The following is a 22001-nucleotide window of genomic DNA, read 5'->3' as shown; positions in this document are numbered from 1 at the left end:
TCCAGAATTTATTGGCTAAAGCATTTTGAATCGCAGATGCTTCGGAAGATCGGCTGACTTCTTTTTATAATGTCTGATATTTCCAGTAAAATAATGCCCTTCTTTTCCGATTGTAAAATCAGTAAGTCGATCAACCAGATCCTCAATTGTTTTTGCTGGAATAGCCAATCTTTCTTCCATTGCTGATCTTCCGACCTGCAAGGTGTAAGCAATATCATATAAGCTGATCAACGGTTCATTTTTAATATGTTTAACAAGCTGTTCAGCCTGTACAATCAATTGTTCTCTGCTTTTAGCTGACAATACAATCAATACATCTCCGCTATGCTTAATCTCTTTCTTTTCCTGAGGGATGTATTCTTCAATAACCATGTGCGCATTGGTTCCACTAAAACCAAAGCTGCTGATGGCCGCTCTTCTTTTTGTATTAGCCGGTGTATTCCAATCGGTTAGTGTATCCTGTATTTTAAATGGACTCTCTTTAAAATTGATTAACGCATTAGGCTTCTCATAATTAATGCTAGGCGGCAATTGTTTATGTTTCATTGCCAGAAGTACTTTTAAAACACTAGCCACTCCGGCAGCTTCTAAAGCATGACCTATATTTGTTTTCACACTTCCCAGACTGCAGAAATTCTGTTGATTGGTGTACGCTCTGAATGATGCATTTAAAGCTTCAAATTCTATAGGATCTCCTAATCCCGTACCTGTTCCGTGAGCTTCCACGTAGGTGATGGTTTCAGGATTGATATTAAACCTGTCATATACTTCTTTCTCCAGTTCTTCCTGAGATACTACACTTGGAGCGGTAATACCATTGGTTGTTCCGTCCTGGTTGGTCAGACTTCCTTTGATCACTCCATAAATACGGTCGTTATCCCGTTCTGCATCTGCCAGCCTTTTCAAAACAACAACACCAACACCTTCTCCCATCACAAAGCCATTAGCTCTACTATCAAAGGTGTAGCATCGTCCATCTGCAGACAGCATACCCGCTCTTACCGCCATATCATGTGAATGGGCAGAATTGATAATATTGATACCACCCGCCAAAACAAGATCTGTATCGCCTCTTTGAAGACTGTTAAATCCAAGATCCATTGCAACCAAAGAGCTTGAACAAGCTGTATTGACGGCTATTGCAGGTCCTTTTAAATTAAGGAAATAAGAAATTCTTGAGGCCAATATCGCACTTGAATTTCCCCAAAGCGCCGAAGGTAATGTTCCTTCAGTTCCAGCAATATAATCACTGTGTCCTGCTCCTGCATATACACCGCATTTCAGAGATGAAAGAGAGTCTGGGTCAATTCCTGCATCTTCAATAGCTTTCCAGCTATGTTCAAGGAATAACCGCTGCATAGGATCCATCATTTCTGCTTCAGACCCTGAAAGTTTAAAGAATAAAGGATCAAAATAGTCCGGATTTTCCAAACAGCTTGCCCATCTTTTCTGTCCTTCCACATTGTTATCATCTCTCCTCCATTTCTCATCCTTTATCTCTTTGACAAGACACTGCCCTTCAGCCAATACTTTCCAGTATTCATTCAGATCATTGGCCGTTCCGAATTGTCCACTGATTCCTATAATCGCAATTTCAGCGGTGGAATAAGAATGCTTTGAAACTTTATTTTCAGCAGCCTGACTTTTCTTTTCGGTTAATATGGTTTTATCTGCAACAGCATAGTGATGAACCTCAACAGGAGCCTGCAATTCTTCAGAGAAATTCTTTAACACATAATCCGTCATTAAATTAATGTTAGGATAACTGTATAAATCAGTTGCCTTGATGGTGATATTCAGCTCGGAATTGATATTGTTTACCAATTCAACACCCATAATGGAATCAAAACCATAGTCTTTAAACTGAGTGGTCGTATCAAAATCTTCTTCAGGCAACACAATCGTTGCTGCTGCGATCTGAATTAATTTTTCCATCAGCCAACTGTTATCCTGAGCTGTTTTAGTCTTTACATCAGCAGGTTCAGCTCTTTCTTCTATTGTTATGTTTTCTGAAGAATATTCAAATAGTTCCTGATCTGGCTCTTTTGCAGAAACGGCTAATGTCTTTTTTCCTTCCGGAATCCAATAACGATTACGTGCAAACGGATACACTGGTAAACTTATTTTAGCTGGTTTCTGACCCAGATAACAAGCAGACCAATCTTTTAATACTCCGCTTAACCAGTTTTCTGCCGTTGAAATTAAAGCTCTATTATTTTCTTCCGGTTTGCAAACAGGAACATTCAGATCTCTTTTTTCAGAAAGAAGGTTGATAAGATCTTTGGTATTAGCTGCTATAAATACCGCTTTTTCCTTCATCTTTTCACGCCCATTTTGCAAAGTATAAGCGACATTATGTATATCAAGCTGAGGATTCAGCTCCAGATAGTTCTTAAGATTGATAATCTGTTGTTGAAGTTGCCCCTTTGTCTTTGCCGATAATGGAATAATAGCACTGCCATCTATTTTATGAGTCAATTTTGATGACTGATATTCTTCAATAATGATGTGTGCATTGGCTCCTCCAAATCCGAAACTGCTGATCCCGGCAATTCGTGGCTTATTTCCTTCGCTGGTCCATTCTGTAGTTTCTTTCTGTAAACGGAATGGGGTATTTTCCATTTGTAAATAGGCATTTGGATTTTGCAAGTGCGGATTACCAGGTAAAACTTTATGCTTCATGGCCATCAATACTTTTGCTAATCCGGCCATTCCGGCTGCAGACTCAAGATGTCCGGCATTTGTTTTTACACTACCAATGCTGCAATAGGCTTTTTGTGTTTGCTGTAGTCCTTTATCCTCATATAATGTATTGAATGTAAGCTTAAGCCCTTCAATTTCTATAGGATCACCCAGCGCTGTTCCTGTCCCATGTGCTTCTATGTAGCTGATATCACGTGGATCTATATCTGAATTTCGGTATGCTTTTACCAATAGATCTCTTTGTGCATTGGGATTCGGAGAGGTTAACGTATTAGCTCTTCCACCATGGTTTTCAGCCGTTCCACGGATCACTCCGTAGATATGATCACCATCAGCTACAGCCTTGCTTAAAGACTTGAGGATCACAATTCCCACTCCTTCTCCACGGACATAACCATTGGCACGCTGATCAAAAGTTTTACATCTTCCATCTTCGCTCAACATCCCTGCACTGCTGAAGGAAAGCGTCAGTTCCGGAGACAGTATGGCGTTGACTCCACCTGCAATGGCCATATCGCAATGTCCGTTTCTGATGTGTTCTACGCCTCGATGAATGGCAATTAATGCACTTGAACACGCAGTATCCACCGGCTCACTTGGTCCATGAATATCCAATAGATAAGAAATTCTGTTTACCAATATCGAATGAGCGGCACCTGTGGAAAACTGTGCCAGACTTGTAAGATCGGTTCCGTTATTCAATAACATGGAATAATCTACCGCAGATACTCCGATAAAGGTTCCGGTATTGGTTCCTCTTAATGCGGAAGTGGCTATTCCTGCATCTTCCAAAGCGTGGTATACAGCTTCAAGGGTAATTCTTTGCTGAGGATCCATTAAAGCAGCTTCTTTAGGCGAAATATTGAAAAATAAAGGATCAAATTTGTCGATATCGCTGATAAATCCACCCCATTTTGCTTTGGTTTTGCGGCTTTCTTTTTGAGGATCTCCGTAATATTCCTGCCAGCTCCATCGATCTTCAGGGATTTCTGTGATCAGGTCTTCATTATTTTTAATTCTCTCCCAGAAAGTATTGATGTCAGGTGATCCCGGAAAACGTCCGCTGATCCCTATAATAGCAATTCCCTCTTCAGCTGGCTTTTGAGCTGCCTTTACCGGTGAGCTGTTGTATTGTGAAGAATGTTTTCTGTTTTTACGCCCGGAAAATTGATCAAATCGAGTTGAATCCTGAGCTGGAGTAACAGCCCTTGAATCATTTTTACTTTCTATTGCAAGGTTTGGATATTCTTTGATCAGGAATTCTGAAAATACTCCAATAGCCGGATAGTTATAAAATACCGTAGGCATTAATTTAAGATCATAGAAATTATTCAATGAACTGGTAAACTGGGTCATTAAAAGGGAATCAAAACCATATTCACCAAATTCTGTTTCCTGGTCAACCGTCGAAACCTCCATTTTAAGCAGTTTTGCTACAATTTCACTCACTTCTCTAACGATCTTATCTTTCGCCGTTTTTGAACCACCTACGTTTTCATTTGTACTTTTAGGTACTGAAACATTTTTTTGAGTGGTATTTGCAACTGCATTACCTGTCGTTTTGGAAATTCCTTCTTCTTTACCAAAATACACCGCATATTGTCCTGATTGAGCTTTCAGAATAAGATCGAACATCTCAAGACCTGTTTGTGTTGCCATTGGAATCATACCAAACTGACTTTCAAGGTATTTTTCTCCTGCTGCACTTACCTGCATTCCACCGGACTTCCATAATGGCCAGTTCAGACTGATTGTTTTTCCTGATCTCTGTCCTTTGGCAGCCGCTTCATTTCGGTATTCCACATAATGATCCAGATAGGTGTTGGCCGACGCATAATCTGATTGTCCTGCATTCCCTGTCACCGCTGCAACGGATGAAAAGAACATCATAAAATCAAGAGGTTCGTCTTTTGTTACTTCATCTAATACCTTCGTTCCTGTAATTTTAGGATGAAGCACCTGTTCCAAGTGTTCCTGGGTTTTATTCAGAATAAAACTATCTTTCAACGTTCCGGCACTATGGATAATTCCATTCAATCCCTGATAGGTTTCTTTGATGGTTGTAAGCAATCGCTCTGTGTCCTGATAATCTGTAATATCGCATGAATAATATACTGTTCCCGGAATTTCAGACAGTAGTTTTTCTATTTCCTGATCTGCCGTTCTTCTACCTGTCAGGATAATTTTCACATTTTTAGTTTTGCTTATATGCTTCGCGAAAATCTGTCCGAGACCACCGGCACCACCTGTAATGAGGTATACTCCATTTTCACGGATCGCCATTTGATCTACCGCTAGAATATCTTTTACTACCGGTCTGAACTGTTTTGTTTTGAAAATACCCTGATCATAACGGATTTCAGCATTTTTACTTACTTCATTTTTCAGTAATTCTGCCAGAAAATCAGGATCGAAGCTGTCTACACCGATGGTCTGTCCGGTAACTCCAGGATTTTCCTGAACTGCCGTTTTTAACAAACCGGTAATAAACCCTGCCTGTGGATACTGATGATTTGGGTAAACCACTGTGATATGCATTGAAGTATTTTTCTTCAAGTAACTTTTAAGCTGTTCAAGTATTGTAGTAAAATATTCGATTGGCTGATCGATTGCAATGGTCTGTACCGGGATTCCCAATCTTTCTTTTAATGTTTCTGCCAATGAATCTGTACCTCCTGCAAGCCAAATGAACTGTTTCTCAGTTTCACGTACTTTGGAGGAGTCTTTTGCAACCATTTCTTCCCAAACCGGCTGATAGATAAATGTATCAATATCTTTTTTAACAGACTTTGTGGGTTTAAAACCATCTAACGGAAGGGCTACAAAGTTTCTGAAACTTACTAAAACGACACCATGATCATTGATCAGATCAATATCGTATGCTGCCAGCTTATCTTCTGATTTGGTTTGCTCATTTTTTCGTGCATATGCCCACAATGATTGTCCTTCTAATGTCTGGTAGCAGCTCATCTCTCCCATAAAATAAGGAAGTGCCAATGAATACGTTTCGTCAGCGAGTTGCTGGAAACCATAAATGGTATGGAGCATACTGTCAAGGATTCCAGGAGTATACATAAAGCCTTCAAGGCTTGTCAGATTAATTTTAGCTAAACAACCATGGTCATCTGCATACATCTTTTGAACTCCCTGGTAGGCAGCACCGAGATCAAGTCCTGCAGCCAAAAATTCATTGTACATTCCTTTCCCATCCAATACCTTATCGGCTTTAGCCTTCAAAGCATTGATGTCCATTTTTTCCGGCTGGATAAGCTTATCGGTGGATATCTGACCATTACCATGTACCACTTCTTTATCGTTATAGACCTCATAACAAAGCTGATCACCATCCCTATAAATCGCGGTTGAAATCTTTGCATAGTCATCCACGATGGAAATCGGATTGACCCAACTGATATTTCTAAGTTGTGTTACCTTTTGGCCTGTACTCAATGTTCCGGCAATTCTTGCCAGTTCGAGATAAGCAACTCCCGGCAATATCTTTTCGTTTCTTACTTTATGATCGCTCAGGAAAACTTCCTCACCTGTAAAAATACTGGTATACTTTTGTTCATTTAAATCCGATTCATTCATATGCAGTAATGGATGAATTCTGGTATTTGCCATTGTTTTTAGCAGGAATGAACTGACAGGGATCCAGTATCTGTTTTTGGTAAACGGATAAACAGGTAAATTGATTTTCGAAGGACGTCCGTTGATATATAGCAGGTTCCAATCTACAGATGCTCCTTTAACCCATAAGCCTGCCAATGAATTGAGGTCTTTATTGTCAATGGCAATACTGATATAGGCATTTCCGGAACCCGTTTTATCCTGTTTTATATTTCCCGTAAATCCATGTTCTGAATTTCCTGAAAGATAATCTGTCAGTCTGCTCATCAATTCGATTTTATTGGTTACGACCAAGGCCAGTCTTTCTTCCATCTCATCCCTGCCCGTTTGCAGGGTATAGGCGATATCAAAAAGATTCGCTTCAGGATTTTTTTGAACAAAATCTAAAAGGTTACTCACCTGCTGTTTCAGATTGTCTTTAGTTTTTGCAGAAAGTATAATAATGGACTGGCCGTCTTCCTGATAAGGAGTTGTCTGATCAGGTCGGTATTCTTCAATGATAATATGTGAATTGGCGCCTCCGAATCCGAAACTGCTGATTCCCGCAATTTTAGGACGGTTATCGGATCTGATCCAGGGACCTGTCTCTGTTCGCAACTGGAAGATACTTCCGTTTAATTTCAGGTATTCATTAGGATTTTTTAAGTGTGGATTTCCTGGCAATGTATTGTGTTTCATACACAGTAGTACTTTAATAGTACTTGCAATACCTGCTGCAGATTCCAGGTGTCCGATATTGGTTTTTACACTTCCGATACTGCAATGCGGTTCTGTAGGCTGTTGAAGTCCTTTATCTTTATATAAATCTTTAAATGCAAGCTTCAGTCCTTCTGCTTCTATCGGATCTCCAAGAGGTGTTCCGGTTCCGTGAGCTTCAATATAACTCACATCACGCGGATCAATTCCGGCACTGCGATAGGCATGAAGCAAAAGATCTCTTTGTGCAATCGGATTAGGTGAAGTTAAGGTGTTCGCTCTTCCCCCATGGTTTTCTGCGGTACTTCTGATCAACGCATGAATAGGATCACCATCTGCAATGGCCTGTTTCAATGATTTAAGGACAATAATTCCTACTCCTTCTCCTCTTACGTATCCATTGGCACTCTGGTCAAACGTTTTACATCTTCCGTCTTTGCTCAACATTCCTGATTGGCTGAAAGAAAGAGTCAACTCTGGAGAAAGTAGTGCATTCACTCCTCCTGCAATGGCCATATTACACATACCGTTTCTGATATTTTCAACCGCCCTGTGGATGGCAATTAATGAACTTGAACAGGCCGTATCTACCGGTTCACTTGGTCCATTGATATCCAGTAAATAGGAAATCCTGTTCACCATCATGGAATGTACGGAGCCTGTAGTGGTATGCATTTGTCCCGCTAAATCGGTTTCATGGCGAAGGCGTATCAAATAGTCAGAGGCAGAAACTCCTATAAATATTCCGGTATTGGTCCCCTTAATGCTTTCTGTTGCAATTCCACCGTCTTCCAGCGCCTGGTATACGGACTCCATGAGAATACGTTGTTGAGGATCCATTAGCTCAGCCTCCATGGGAGAAATACTGAAAAATGCAGGATCAAACTTATCGATATCGGTAAGGAAACCTCCCCACTTGGATCGGGTTTTATTCTTTTCCGTTAAAGGATCTCCGTCATATTTTTTCCAATCCCATCGGTCTGCGGGAACTTCTGTGATCAGGTCTTTATTTTCGCTGATATTTTTCCAGAAAGTATCCAGATCCGGTGATCCCGGAAAGCGTCCACTCATCCCAATAATAGCAATAGGTTCATTGACGGATTGTGGTTTTGGTTTGTAAGGAGTGAACTGTTTTACTGATTGCTTTACAGGTGTTGCAAAGGTTGTTGAAAAAGCGCTCTTTTTTATTGTGATTTTTTCAACCGGATTAGCTATTGGAGCAGCAGGAGATTCTCCGTGCAATGCAGTGAGTGCCTCCGTATATTCTTCTGTCATAAATGCAGCCAGTTTATTGATGGTTGCATAATTATAAAAGACCGTTGGCATCAGATCCAGATCATAATAACCGTTGAGCTCATTGTTGAAACGGGTTAATAAAATGGAATCAAACCCATAATCTCCGAATTTTTTATCATTTTCAATTTCGGCAGGCTCCATTCTTACTAATTCAGCAACAATACTGATGATCTTATCGGTCGCTTTTTTCTTTAGCAAACTTGCTTCAACTGGTGCTGTTATTTGTTCGTCAACCGATTTTTCAACAGTTTCGTCAGGAGTATCTTCCTGTACCGTAGTTTCAAGACCATCCAAGGGAAGTGCCACAAAATCTTTGAAGCTTAACAATACATCTCCTTCATTATTCAGGAGATCCAGATCGTATGCAACGACCTGATCGCCGTCTTTGTAATTTTCACTTTTTCTGGCATAGCCCCACAATACTGAAGCATCTGTTATAGGCTCATAAAAATATACTTCTTTTACAAAATAGGGTAACTCCAATGAATAGGCTTCTCCTCCTGAAATAACCAATCCGTAAATAGTATGCAAGAGACTGTCCATAATACCCGGTGTATACATGCAACCTTCCAGTTCTTCAAGACGGATCTCTGATAAAGCGATATTCTCCCCTACGTTAATTTGGGCAACTCCTCTGAAGCTCTTTCCAAGGTTCAATCCGTTTTCTTTGAAATTGTGATAAACTTCTGCTCCAGGAATAACCTTTGAGCAGGCCGCTTTCATCATTTCCAGATCATATCTTCCGAGAGGTTCTCCCTCACCGGTAATGATCAAACCGTTTCCATAAAGAAGCTGGCTATTTTTCTGATTATAAATTTTGTAATTAAGACCTGTTGGTTCTGGATCCAATGTAACGGCAATAGAGACCATTCCATTTTCAAGTTTTAGCGGGTTCAGCCAACTCACATTTTTTAATTTTACCACTTGCTTTTGGGAGCTCAAAGCCCCTGCTGCTCTCGCTATTTCCAGATAGGCTACTCCCGGAAGTATTTTCTCATCATTTACGATGTGATCATAAAGGAAAGATTCAGTTCCATCATATACTGCCGCGTATTGTTTTTGCTTACCATTAGATTCATCGGTATGTAACAAGGGATGCAGATGATTTTCTGTGATTGGTGCATGCACTATTCTTTTAGGAGAATCAGGGATCCAGTACCGTTGTCTTGCAAATGGATAAACAGGGAGACTGATGCGTTTTGGTAACATATCTGTGTATAATAGTTTCCAATCAACATCAATTCCTTTTACCCACAGCTGAGCAAGGCTTTTGATCTCATTATTTTTAAAAGCTGTTTCCACATAGGCTTTTCCTGCAGTTCCCTCGAGAAGGAAGCCGATTTGCTCCTGATTGATATTTCCTTGATAGAATCCAAAGCTATTGCCATTGGTGTAGTTCTCCAACTGAGTCAATAGATCTTCCTGGCTTTCTGCAATCCATGCAAGACGCTCTTCCATCGCTTCACGTCCTGATTGTAACGTATAAGCCAGTTCGTGTAAATCAGTATCCGGATGAGCTTGCAAGAACATTTTCAACTGCAATGCTTTAGCTTTTAACCGGTCTGCATTTTTTGCAGACAGTAGAATAACAGCAGGCTGTCCTTCCACAATTTCTTTTCTGGTAGCAGGAATATATTCTTCTATAATTAAATGGGCATTGGCTCCACCAAAACCAAAACTGCTGATTCCAGCGATTCTTGGTTTGTTGTCAGCAACATTCCAGTCGGTTGTATTTTGTTGCAACCTGAACGGACTTCCATCCAGATTTAAATATGGGTTGGTCTGAATCAAATGAGGATTTCCAGGCAGTGTTTTATGTTTCATCGCCAGGATGACCTTCATTACCCCTGCAATTCCTGCAGCAGCTTCCAGGTGGCCAATATTTGTTTTGACACTTCCAATACTGCAATAGGCAGCTTCTGCCGAAGTTTGATTTCTCTGTTTATATAAAGTATTAAAAGCCAATTTCAATCCTTCTATTTCAATGGGATCTCCCAGCGAAGTTCCTGTTCCATGAGCCTCTATATAGCTTACATCTGCCGGATGAACTCCTGCTCTGCTATACGCTTTAACCAACAGTTCTTTTTGAGCATTCGGGTTTGGAGAAGTTAATGTATTGGCTTTTCCACCATGGTTTTCTGCGCTTCCACGGATAATTCCGTAAATATGATCTCCGTCTGCTTCTGCCTGTTCCAATGATTTTAAGATCACCACTCCTACTCCTTCACCACGTACATAACCATTAGCACTTTCGTCAAATGTTTTACAACGTCCATCTACGCTTAGCATTCCAGATTCACTGAATGAAAGAGTCAATTCCGGAGAAAGAAGTGCATTTACCCCTCCGGCAATTGCCATTTTGCTATCTCCGTTTCTGATGTGTGCTACGGCACGGTGAATGGCAATCAGTGAACTAGAACAAGCGGTATCCACAGGCTCGCTTGCCCCACGAATATCTAATAAATAAGATATTCTGTTGACCAGGATAGAATGTACTGATCCGGTTGCATAATGTCCCTGTCCGGTTAAATCAGACTGATTATTCACTAACATAGAATAGTCGGATGTGGAAACTCCAATAAAAATACTGGTGTCACTTCCTTTGATCTTATCCGGTGCAATTGCTGCATCTTCAAGAGCATGATATACGGCCTCCAGAGTGATTCTTTGTTGTGGATCCATCAGTTCTGCTTCACGCGGAGAGATGTTAAAGAATAAAGGATCAAATTTATCAATGTCGGAGATCAGTCCGCCCCATTTAGCTTTGGTCTTATTTTTTTCTTTTAACGGATCTCCGTAATACGCTTTCCAATCCCATCGGTCTGGGGTAATTTCAGTGATCAGATCTTTATTGTGACTGATATTTTTCCAGAAAGCATCTAAATCATCTGACCCAGGGAAACGTCCACTGATCCCAATAATAGCAACTGCTTTTTGTATTGTATCAGTATTGTTACTGATGACATTCACAGCTGTTTTTGGTAATGCGGTACGTCCCTCATTATTGAAAGCAACTCGTTTGTGTATGATCGTGGCAGGTTGAACCTCTTCTGATTTTACAACTACAGATGAGCTGTGTTTTTGAGTTACTGACGCATAATGTTCTTCCATTAAAAAATCTTTCAGATCATTGATCGTCGGATAATTATAAAAAACAGTGGGTAATAATTTAAGCTCATAAAATGCATTTAACTGGCGGGCAAATCTGGTTAATGAAACAGACTCAAAACCGTAATCACCAAATGCTTTGTCTCTTTTAATAGCCGCAGAGTTTAATTTTAACAACACTGCTACTGTTTCGATAATTTTACCTGAAACTTTTTCTGAAATTTCAGATTGACCAATAGCTACTTGGGCTATTGGAGCATCTTCTACCTTAATTTTAGAAATCTGTACATCTTCATGAGTGTTTTCATAGGTAACCAGAATTTCTCCTTTCCCATTTTTTAGTAAAGTATCAAAAGCCCTTATACCATCTGCGGATGGAAGTGAAAGTGATCCCAGGTGTGTTTCCAAATGCTTTATGTCTTCTTCATTCACCTGCATTCCGCCATCTTTCCATAAAGTCCAGCAGATGCTTAAAGTTTTACCGTTTGCTTTTTTACTATTCCTTTCTGTATTTCGGTAAGTCGCATACGTATTCAAATAAGCATTAGCAGCAGCATAATCCGCCTGTCCGGCATTTCCTTTAATGCTTGTTATGGAAGAGAAGAATACCATAAAATCTAATGGCTGATCTTTGGTCGCTTCATCAATGTTTTTTGTCCCCTCTACTTTAGCTGCAAAAACCTCATCCACCTGTAAAGATGTTTTATTGATGATATAACTATCTCTAAGGACACCTGCACTGTGAATCACGCCATTTAAAGGACCATATTCCTGATTAATAAGATGTACCAGTTTCTGGGTTTCTTCAAAGTTGCTCAGATCACAATGATGATAAACAGCTCCAGGTATTTTAGACACTAAAGTCTTAATGGTTTCAGACCATACACTTCTGCCTGTTAGTACCAGTGTAATATTATTTTTACTGCAAATATGCTCTGCGATCTTCAAACCTAAGCCTCCTGCACCCCCCGTTAAAAGGTAAACTCCTCCTTTTTTAAAGGTTATACCTTCCGTATTTTGTGAATCAAAAGTTACAGACACTGATCTTTTCACGGTTCTTACACCATTAGTATAGGCTACTTCAACATCTTTATTATGCTGCTCCGCTTCAATCATTGAAGTAAGTTCTCCCAAATTCTTAACGGATAAATGATCCACGGCAAGTACTTTACCTGTAATTCCAGGATACTCAAGATGTGCTGTTTTAAGCAATCCGGATACAAAACCATACTCAGGGTAATCACTGTTCTGACAAACGATCGTAATTTGAGTACGCCCTTTCTCCTTTATTTTTTCTTTTATTTTAGATAATACGAAATTGAAGAAAGCCACTGGCTTTTCCTGGTTGATGGATATAACTTCCAGTCCCAGTTCTTCCTGAAGCTTATCGCACAAATCTATGGCACCACCAGCAATAAGAATTATCTGATTGGCGGTTTCAAGTTGTTCTGAGCTTAAGGCTTCTTCTTTCCATTCCTGTTGATAATACACTACTTTTCCTTTTTCATTCGAAGAAGTCTTTATTCCTGAATGATCGGAATCCTTGCTTCCCAAAGGCAGGAAGATAAAGTCTTTAAAGGATAATAATGCTTCTCCGTTTTCATTTAATAAATAAAAATCGGCAGTTACAACCTTGTCGTTATCTCCTTCTTTTTTTCTCACCGCATAACCCCAAAGCTCCTGGGCTTCTTCAAGTCCTTTATAGAAATTAATTTCTCCTGCATAAAAAGGCAGTACCAATGAATAAGAATCCATTAAACCATAAATGGCATGAAGAAGGCTATCCATAATACAAGGTGGATATACGCAACCTTCGTTATTCACCAATTTTATTTTTGACAAAGCATATTCTTCTGCCACATATAAGATCTCTACCTGCTGAAAACTACTCTTCAGGTTTAATCCTTCTAAATCAAAGGCGTTATACAATTCTGATCCTGTGATTTCATTGACACAGTCTTTTTTAAGCTGCTGAATATTCATTTTTGCAGGAGCTGCCGTTAAAACATTGGAAAGTCTTCCACTATTATGAGTAATCAGGGTGTCTTCATGGCCACTGTATATTTCATAAACCACATCTTCCTGATCGCGGTGTAATCCTATGTGAAGTGTTTCTGATTGATGAACCCAGAAAGGATTGATCCAGCTTACTTCTTTAAGTTGGGTAACTTGCTTATGGGTACTGAATTTACCCGCAGCCCTTGCCAGCTCCAGATAAGCAACTCCTGGTAAGATTTTATTATGGCGTACCTGATGATCCGCTAAGAATGATTCTTCACCACTAAAAGTGCTGCTGAACTGTTGTTGATCCAGGTCAGATGTATTCTGGTGTACCAGTGGATGTAGTGTTCTGTCAACAATTTTTCCTGTTGGATTCAATTTTCCTTCAGCAGTAGGAAGCCAGTAGCGTTCCCTTGCAAAAGGATAGGTAGGCAGGCTGATCTTACGAGGTTGTTTTTCAGCGTAAAGCAAATTCCAGTCGAATACAGATCCCTGTATCCATAGATCAGCAATTCCAGCCCAATCTCCGGCATTGATCCTATTCTGAACTTCGGTAGATTTTTCTTCACCTTTAGTTCCTATTTTACAGGTTCCTGTTGTATATGTTTTTTGAGAATCTGTATCTTTTAAAAAGTCATCCAGTAAACCTATTAATGATGGAATATCCTTCACAACAAAAGCTACCCGGTTTTCCATGGCTTCTCTTCCTGTTTGTAAAGTATAAGCGATATCCGCCAATGATAAGGTGTTATCTTTTTCTAAACTATACTTTAAGTTAAATACCTGTTCCTGAAGGCGTTCTTCATTTTTCGCTGATAAGACAATGATCGCAGGATCCTGTTCTAATTCATTTTTAGAAGTCTGCTCTGGTGCTCTGAATTCTTCGATAATAAGATGAGCATTGCTTCCACCCGCACCAAAAGAACTTAACATCGCTCTTAATGGCAATTCTTCTGATTGTCCGTTCTGATTAATGATCACAGGTCTTTTCCATGGCGCTAAATTTTGAGGAACATAGAAGGGTGTATCTTCAAAACTGATATTCGGATTCAGTGTTGCAGAATGAATAGATGGTACTAACTGCTGGTGTTTAAACTGTAACAGAATTTTTGTCAGTCCTGCAATACCCGCTGCAGCTTCCAGATGCCCGATGTTTGATTTTACAGAACCGATGGCACAAAATTGTTTATCATCTGTATATTCATCAAAAGCTTTACAAAGTCCCGTCATTTCAATAGGATCTCCTAAAGATGTTCCTGTTCCATGAGCTTCTACATACGATATGGTGCGTGGATCAATTCCGGTCTTTTGCAAAGCAGACTGAATCAATTCCCCTTGTAAATTAGGACTTGGTACGGTATATCCATTGGTTCTTCCATTATGATTAACGGTAGTTCCTTTGATCACCCCATAAATCTGGTCACCATCCGCAATTGCTTTTTCCAGAGGTTTAAGCAAAACTGCACCGATCCCTTCACCTGGTACATAACCATCTCCAATACCAAAGCTTCTGCAACGTCCGTCACTGGCTAAGAAATTATTCTGACTCAGGAATAAATATTTGCTCAATGACAATGATAAGTTCACACCTCCGGCAATACAGCTTTCCGATTCTCCGCTTCTGATGCTTTCACAGGCATAATGTAAAGCCGTTAATGATGCAGAACAAGCAGTGTCTATGGCCATACTTGGCCCTGTCCAGTTAAAGAAGTAAGAAACTCTGTTAGGAATACTGTATAAAAGGCCACTTGGAGCGACAGGATTTCCTTTGGCTGTTTCTTCTATTCCAAGGTTAACGTATGGCTGCCATAATGCCCCTACGAAAACACCAACTTTCTTAGATTGTTCTGTGAGTTTCTCACGGGTAATTCCGGCATCTTCCAACGTAGACCAGACTACCTCTAAAAATAATCTTTCCTGAGGATCGATTTTCTCTGCTTCTCTTGGTGAGATATTAAAAAATAATGGATCAAATTGATCAACATCATTGATAAAACCACCCCAACGGGCATATAACAATCCATTTTCTCTATCTTCATCAAAATGTCCCTTATAATCAAAACGATCCTGCGGAATTTCTTCAATACAGTCGTCTCCTTTTTTCATCAAATCCCAGAAATCAGAAAGCGTATTCGATTTTGGATATTTTCCACTCACTCCAACAATAGCAATGTCTTTGTTTGTGTTTTTTTCTGTTGAATGCTCAACAGAAGCAATCTCTTCTACCCTTTCCGGTGTTGAATCAATTTCTTCTGGTTCACCTAATAGGTCTTTTAATACACCCGCATGTTTTTTCTGAAAATACCCTGCCAGCTCATTGATATTGCGGTATTCAAAAAATAGGGTTTTGGATAAGTTTCCGAAGGTTTTTGCTAACAATCTATTCAGATCGATGATCATTCTGGAGTTAATTCCCAGTTCTTCAAAAGATGTTTCAGCATCCATTTCTTCTTCTTCCAGACCAACTCCTTCGTGTAACAATGTTTTCAAAAGACTTTCAATACGTTCTATCGCAAGTTCACCACTCTCAACAGCTTTCACTCTTGGGGCTACTGATTGAGTTGAAGTTACAGTAATGGATGCATTGGTTGTTTCTTTGATTGAAAACCCATTAAGTTTGGCAATAATATTTCCTTCAATATCCATCACCTGAGCATCAAATTTTCTGATGCCGCTTCTGGTTTTGTTAGCTTCGTGAGCTATGGTATGTACGTAACACTCCGCAGGAATCTGACCTGTAAATACAATCTCATCTATGGCCACCGGAATGTATTTGGAGTTTTCCAAGCCATTAGGCTTATTATTAATAATAGCGGTCTGGAATACTCCTGTAAGCATACTCGGATGTAAAATATAATCTGACAATGTTTCTGCCACGTGTAAAGGCAAGATTAGGTGTCCTAGAGCTTCTTCTTTATTGGTCCACAGTTCCTTCATCGGCATAAAAGAAGGTCCTACGTGTAATCCTTCAGCGATGATTTGTTCATAAACCGTTTCCCTGCTTATACTTATATTTAATTTTTCTTGAGCTGCCTGAATATCAAAAGTTCCCAGTTCGCCCGGTTCAATGGATGTTTCCATGTTGACATCACCCATTGCATGTACTGTTTTTCGACCATTGGTATCTTCACTAAATATTTCGTAAGCATACAATGAACCCTTTGGTACCATCTGAATAAAAGCATTGATTGCAGGCCCTGCTGATGATAATACTTCCGGCCAGTAATTATTGGATAAACTGCAGATCCTTTTTCCAAGCAATGTGGCAGCCTGTCTTCCCATTTCAATGTAGCAGGCTCCCGGAACATTGTATTTTCCATCCACCACATGATCCTGCATGAAGAATTCTTCATTGCTGTATCGTTTTCTAAACAGTAAGTTCTTTACGTCTGATCGTTCAGCATCTACCAATGAAGTAGTTGATATATAGCTCTTTTTAGTGTTGTTTGACAGAGATTCTTTGATCTTTTCAGGATCAAAAGATGGAACCTCGTTGGCAATATTAGCAGCAAGATTTTTGATGGTATTGTATTCAATCAATAAAACAGGATTGATTGTTGCTCCCACATATTCAGTCAATTTTGCAGAAAGCTTTACCAGTCCTGAAGAATCAAGACCTAGTTTATTGAAGCTGTCTGTATCTGTTATTACTGAAGTTTTAGGTAAAATATCAGCAATCATATTTCTAATTAACGAAGAGAAATCTCCTTTTTCAGAGTCTCTTTTTTCACTATGGGCTTGATCAAATACATGCTCGACACTTAAGTGAGATTCTATTTTAGCTGCAATTCCTTCAATCAATACCGCCTGACCAGATATTGAGGTATTGTTTATGCTTAATAATTTTACAAAACCTTTTAAGGCATCTTCATTAAGCATCGGTTTCATTCCGAATACCTGCCATAAATGTTCTCGTTCTTCATCGGAGACCGTAATTCCTCCACTTTCCCACAAAGGCCAGTTAATAGCCAGACTGATTCCATGATTTCCTTTTTCTATTTCTCTTCTGTTTCTGATTTCCATCATATGATCAAGGAAATTATTGGCAGAAGCATAGTCGCATTGTCCCTGATTAGGCATCAATGAAGCGATTGAAGAGAATACGATAAAGAAATCAAGCGTTTCATTCTGAAGGCATTCATCCAGATTGATCGTTCCATATACTTTTGGAGTGATCACCCTTTCAAATGAATCCGCTTTTTTATTGATGATAAAAGAGTCTTCAATCAGACCAGCTGCATGAATGACTCCATTAATGGTTTTAAATTTCTTTTTGATTTTGGAAATAGCCACAGAAAGTGCTCTTTTATCAGCCACATTAGCTCTGTAGTATGCTGCATTTCCTCCAAGTTGTTTTAATTGCTGAAGCTTTTCTTCAATGGCTTCATTCTTTAAGCTTCGGCCTATTAATATAATATTGGCCTTATAGTGTTCCGCCAAATAAGCCGCGAATACCATTCCTAAACCACCGGTGCCACCAGTAATGATATAACATCCGTTTTCTTTTAACAACAGTTCTGATGATGCATTGTCCAGTTGTTTTACCGGAACAACGGTTCTTTCCTGTCTTAGTCTGTTACGGTAAATTACTTCCAGGAGAGGAGCCATCACATAATGCGTCATTTCCTGCACAATGATATCCTGATAAGAAGATATATCTGCCTCACTGATGCCTAATGTTAGAATTGAAATCCTTGGGTTCTCATAAGCCAAGGTTCTGGCAAACCCACCTGCCATTTGCTGTATAGCAGCAGATTTTGTATCATTATAATTGTAGGCAAACAGCAACTTAATATGTCCAGAATATTCAGCAGTAATTAAAGCTTGCGACAGATACAACAATGCATAAATATCCTGCATATTCTCGGCGACCTGTTCACCACGGCTCATTCCCCATCTGTAGATCCAGTTATCCGTTACCATTCCGTCTTCTTCAAGATCTTTAAGCAGATTTTTAAAAGATGCCGTATCTGCAACATCAAGCTTATAGGTGTATTGATCTTTTTTCTCATAAGAATCCCCCGGTAATACCAAAACTGGTTTTGTATAACCTAATTCTGCCTTTATCTTTTCGTATAATAAAGCGTCCGTATCAAAAATAATAACAGCAGCAGGTCTTTCTGCGTGGATTCCTAATGGTCTTTCTAGCCAATCGGTCGTATAATGTAAGCTCTCAATAACAGGTACAGCCGTTTCCTCAATGGTCACAGGTCCTGATTTATAAGCTCTTTTCACAAATTCATTAAATTCAAGGATCACATTTCCATGTTCATCACACAAAAACAGATCAAATGAAAACCTTTTTCCATTCTGGTATGTATCTGATTTTTTGACATAAGCATAATGAGCATCTGCCAGATTACCATAACAACGGATCGCTTTTAAATAAAATGGTAATAACTGATGTTGGGCTTCTACATTACCCCAGATACATAATCCAACTACGGTTTGAAAAACCCCATCTAATAGAGACGGTTCCCAGACTTTTGAGGAAACCGGATTTTCTTTTTTGGTAGGTTTTAATAGGCATATTGCTTCATCAGAGGCAAAAAAGCCTTCTGTGATGGTTTGAAAAGTTTCCTTGTAAGCCAAACCTTCTTTTGCAAATTCCTGATAGATTTCTTCTGCTGTTTTTACAGTGGAGCAACGTTGTTTTATTTTTTGCAAGTCAATAGATCCTGCGGAAGTTGTATTGCTTTTCAGTGAGACATTTCCATTGGAGTGAACCCCGTCAGTAGTTGTGATTTCAAATGAAAATCCTGTATTTATTGGTGTAAGTTTGATCTGTAAAGGGACATTCTCTTCATATACTTTTACCGAATGCATCCAGCATACATCATTCAATTCATTAACCGGACGTCCACAAGCCTGTTCTGCTACCGATCTTGCAATTTCCAGATAAGCAACTCCCGGCATCATACATTCGCCTTGCACTACATGATCACGAATAAAATAATTTGTTGATTGTAAAAGAGCTTCATATTCCCATTGTTGCTGATCTTTGTTTAAAAACTGCATCAATGGTGATCCCACTTCCCGAACAATTGCTGAATTTGAAGTGGCCACTGAAACAGAAGCTCCATCCATCCAGCATCTTCTTCTTTCAAAAGGATATCCCGGTAAAGAAATTCTTACACCATCAGCCAGTTGATTTTCAGCATCCTTCTCGGTTTTGTTAATTTTTCCTGTGGAAATATATTCTTCTAACTGCTTAATAAGATCTTCTACGTCAGAAACTACGAAAACAGCTTTAGCAGCCATCGTATCTCTTCCGTTTTGAAGGGTAAAGGCAATATCTTGTATGCGTAATTCTGCCCTATTTTTTCTTATAAAATCTGTAATTCTTTCAGCATATGCTTTTAACTGTTTTTCTGTTCTTGCAGATAATGGGATGGTATAACTCCTTACGTTTTCCTCCGTATTTCTGATTTGTTCTCCATCATACGCCTGTAAAATAACATGTGCATTTACTCCCCCCATTCCAAAAGAACTTACCCCGGCTGTCAATGCTCCACTTTGAATTCCGCTTTCAGAAGGCTTCCATTCTGTATTTTCAGTAGAAATAACAAAAGGACTTCCTTTTAAATCGATATATGGATTCAGCTTTTTATGATGCAATATCCCCGGAATTTTTCCATTCTGCATACATAGCAAAACTTTGATAAGCCCAGCTATACCCGCAGCACTTTCCAGGTGACCGATATTGGTTTTTAGTGCCCCTAAAGTGCAATTGATATTTTCATGCGCTCCATACTGACTGTAGACTTTTTTCAAAGCACTGATCTCAATAGGATCACCCAATGGCGTTGCCGTACCGTGTGCTTCAATATAGCTTACATTTCCTGCTTCCAAAGCAGCATCTTCCAAAGCAGCATTTACTACTTCAGCCTGTGCACGTACGCTTGGGGAAGTCAATGAATTGGAACGGCCATTATGATTCACTGCTGTTCCTTTAATCACACCTATAATATGATCATTATCTGCTATTGCCGCAGACAATGGTTTTATGAAAATACATCCTACTCCTTCTCCACGTACGTATCCGTCAGAACTTTCATCAAAGGTTTTGCATTTACCTTCTGAGGATAGCATCCCTGATTTCCCGTGAGACAAATACATGGTTGGTGTAATCAATGCATTCACACCACCTACCAGAGCAGATTCGCAATTTCCTGAACGAATATCCCTGATAGCATTATGCAATGCCACCAAAGAACTGGAACAAGCGGTATCTACCACTTCACTTTTCCCTCTGATATCAAGGAAAAAAGAAACCCTGTTCGCCAAAATAGAATGTACCGTACCAGTAGAAACGAACGAGCTAATCTCCTGATGCGTAGATTGCAGCATTTCTGCGTAATCATTTTTGGAAACCCCAACATACACTCCTACTTTTTTGCCAGACAGGCTCTCCGTGCTGTATCCTGCATCTTCCACTGCATGCCACGCTGCCTCTAAAAAGACTCTGTGCTGGGGGTCAATATATTTAGCTTCTTTAGGGGATATATTAAAGAATAAAGGATCAAATTTATCCATATCATTGATAAATCCTCCCCATTTGCTATTAGTTTTTGGTATGTCCGACGCGGGATCACCATAGTATTCCCGCCAATCCCAACGCGATTCCGGAATCTCCGTTACACTGAAGGTTCCATTGATAAGGTTATTCCAAAAATCATGATAATTATCCGCTCCGGGAAACCTGCATGACATTCCAATAACGGCAATATCTGTCCTGTTCAACTGGTTATCCAGCTGAAGATTATTTTTTGAAGTATCTTCCATGTTGATCTGTTTTTTAAAATAGAAACAAGCTACCCCACCCACCTGATCTTATAATCATTGGGTTGTTCTAAAATAGCCTCACATAAAGTGTATTCTATAGAATATTTAGCGGTAGATGATTAATGCCGTATTAAATTCAATATTTTGGAAGAGTGAATGTGATCCGTAGATGAAAATTTGTTCAGGTTAGGATTAAAAGTCTCAAAGACCCTGAACAGGTGTTTAATTTTTTTTTGTGTTGACACATTTTTCATAGAAATTTAATTTTGTTCATTTAGTTTTAACATATAAAGCCTTTATTCATAGGCTTTTCATACTTTTTGATTCTTTATGTCTCATTTTGGTGATATGCTAATGTAAGTTTTTTATTAATACAAACAGCATTAAAATAATATTAAATTATAAGGTTGTTTAATTAAATTAAATATAACAAATTGAGATATTGCAGTTAGTTTATTCATTATAAAGCTTTTAGACCAATATTATTCTCTGCATAACAATAATCACATCAGGGTGAATTTTTTATTAACTGTAAAGCTTTATCACATAACAATATAGTCCAATATGATCTAGTCAATAATTTCAAATTAAAAAGTCTAATAATGGAAATCTATAAATCATTTTATTTTTAAGCTTTATTAATATCATTTTTTCATTTTACGGTGAAACACCCATAATAGAGTAACCTAAATCTTCATCCTTCAACCCTAAATTTCGTTTATCGCATAATTTTATGTTGTTCACATTTTCTTAATTAACTAAAAATAAGGTTTAGATGAAGA

The 22001-nt window shown here is 39.0% G+C and carries 1 protein-coding gene; it reads right to left on the bottom strand.

Features of this window, described 5'->3' with window-relative positions:
- Positions 1 to 15: 15 nt before the first annotated feature.
- Positions 16 to 21219, bottom strand: a complete 21204-nt coding sequence (locus MTQ00_RS03445) for an SDR family NAD(P)-dependent oxidoreductase (protein WP_273647754.1) — start codon at positions 21217 to 21219, stop codon at positions 16 to 18.
- Positions 21220 to 22001 lie beyond the last annotated feature (782 nt).

This window comes from Chryseobacterium sp. B21-037 (assembly GCF_028570785.1).
GTDB lineage: Bacteria > Bacteroidota > Bacteroidia > Flavobacteriales > Weeksellaceae > Chryseobacterium > Chryseobacterium proteolyticum.
Note: the sequence above shows the minus strand (reverse complement) of the source record. Positions and strands in the feature narration are given on the sequence as shown.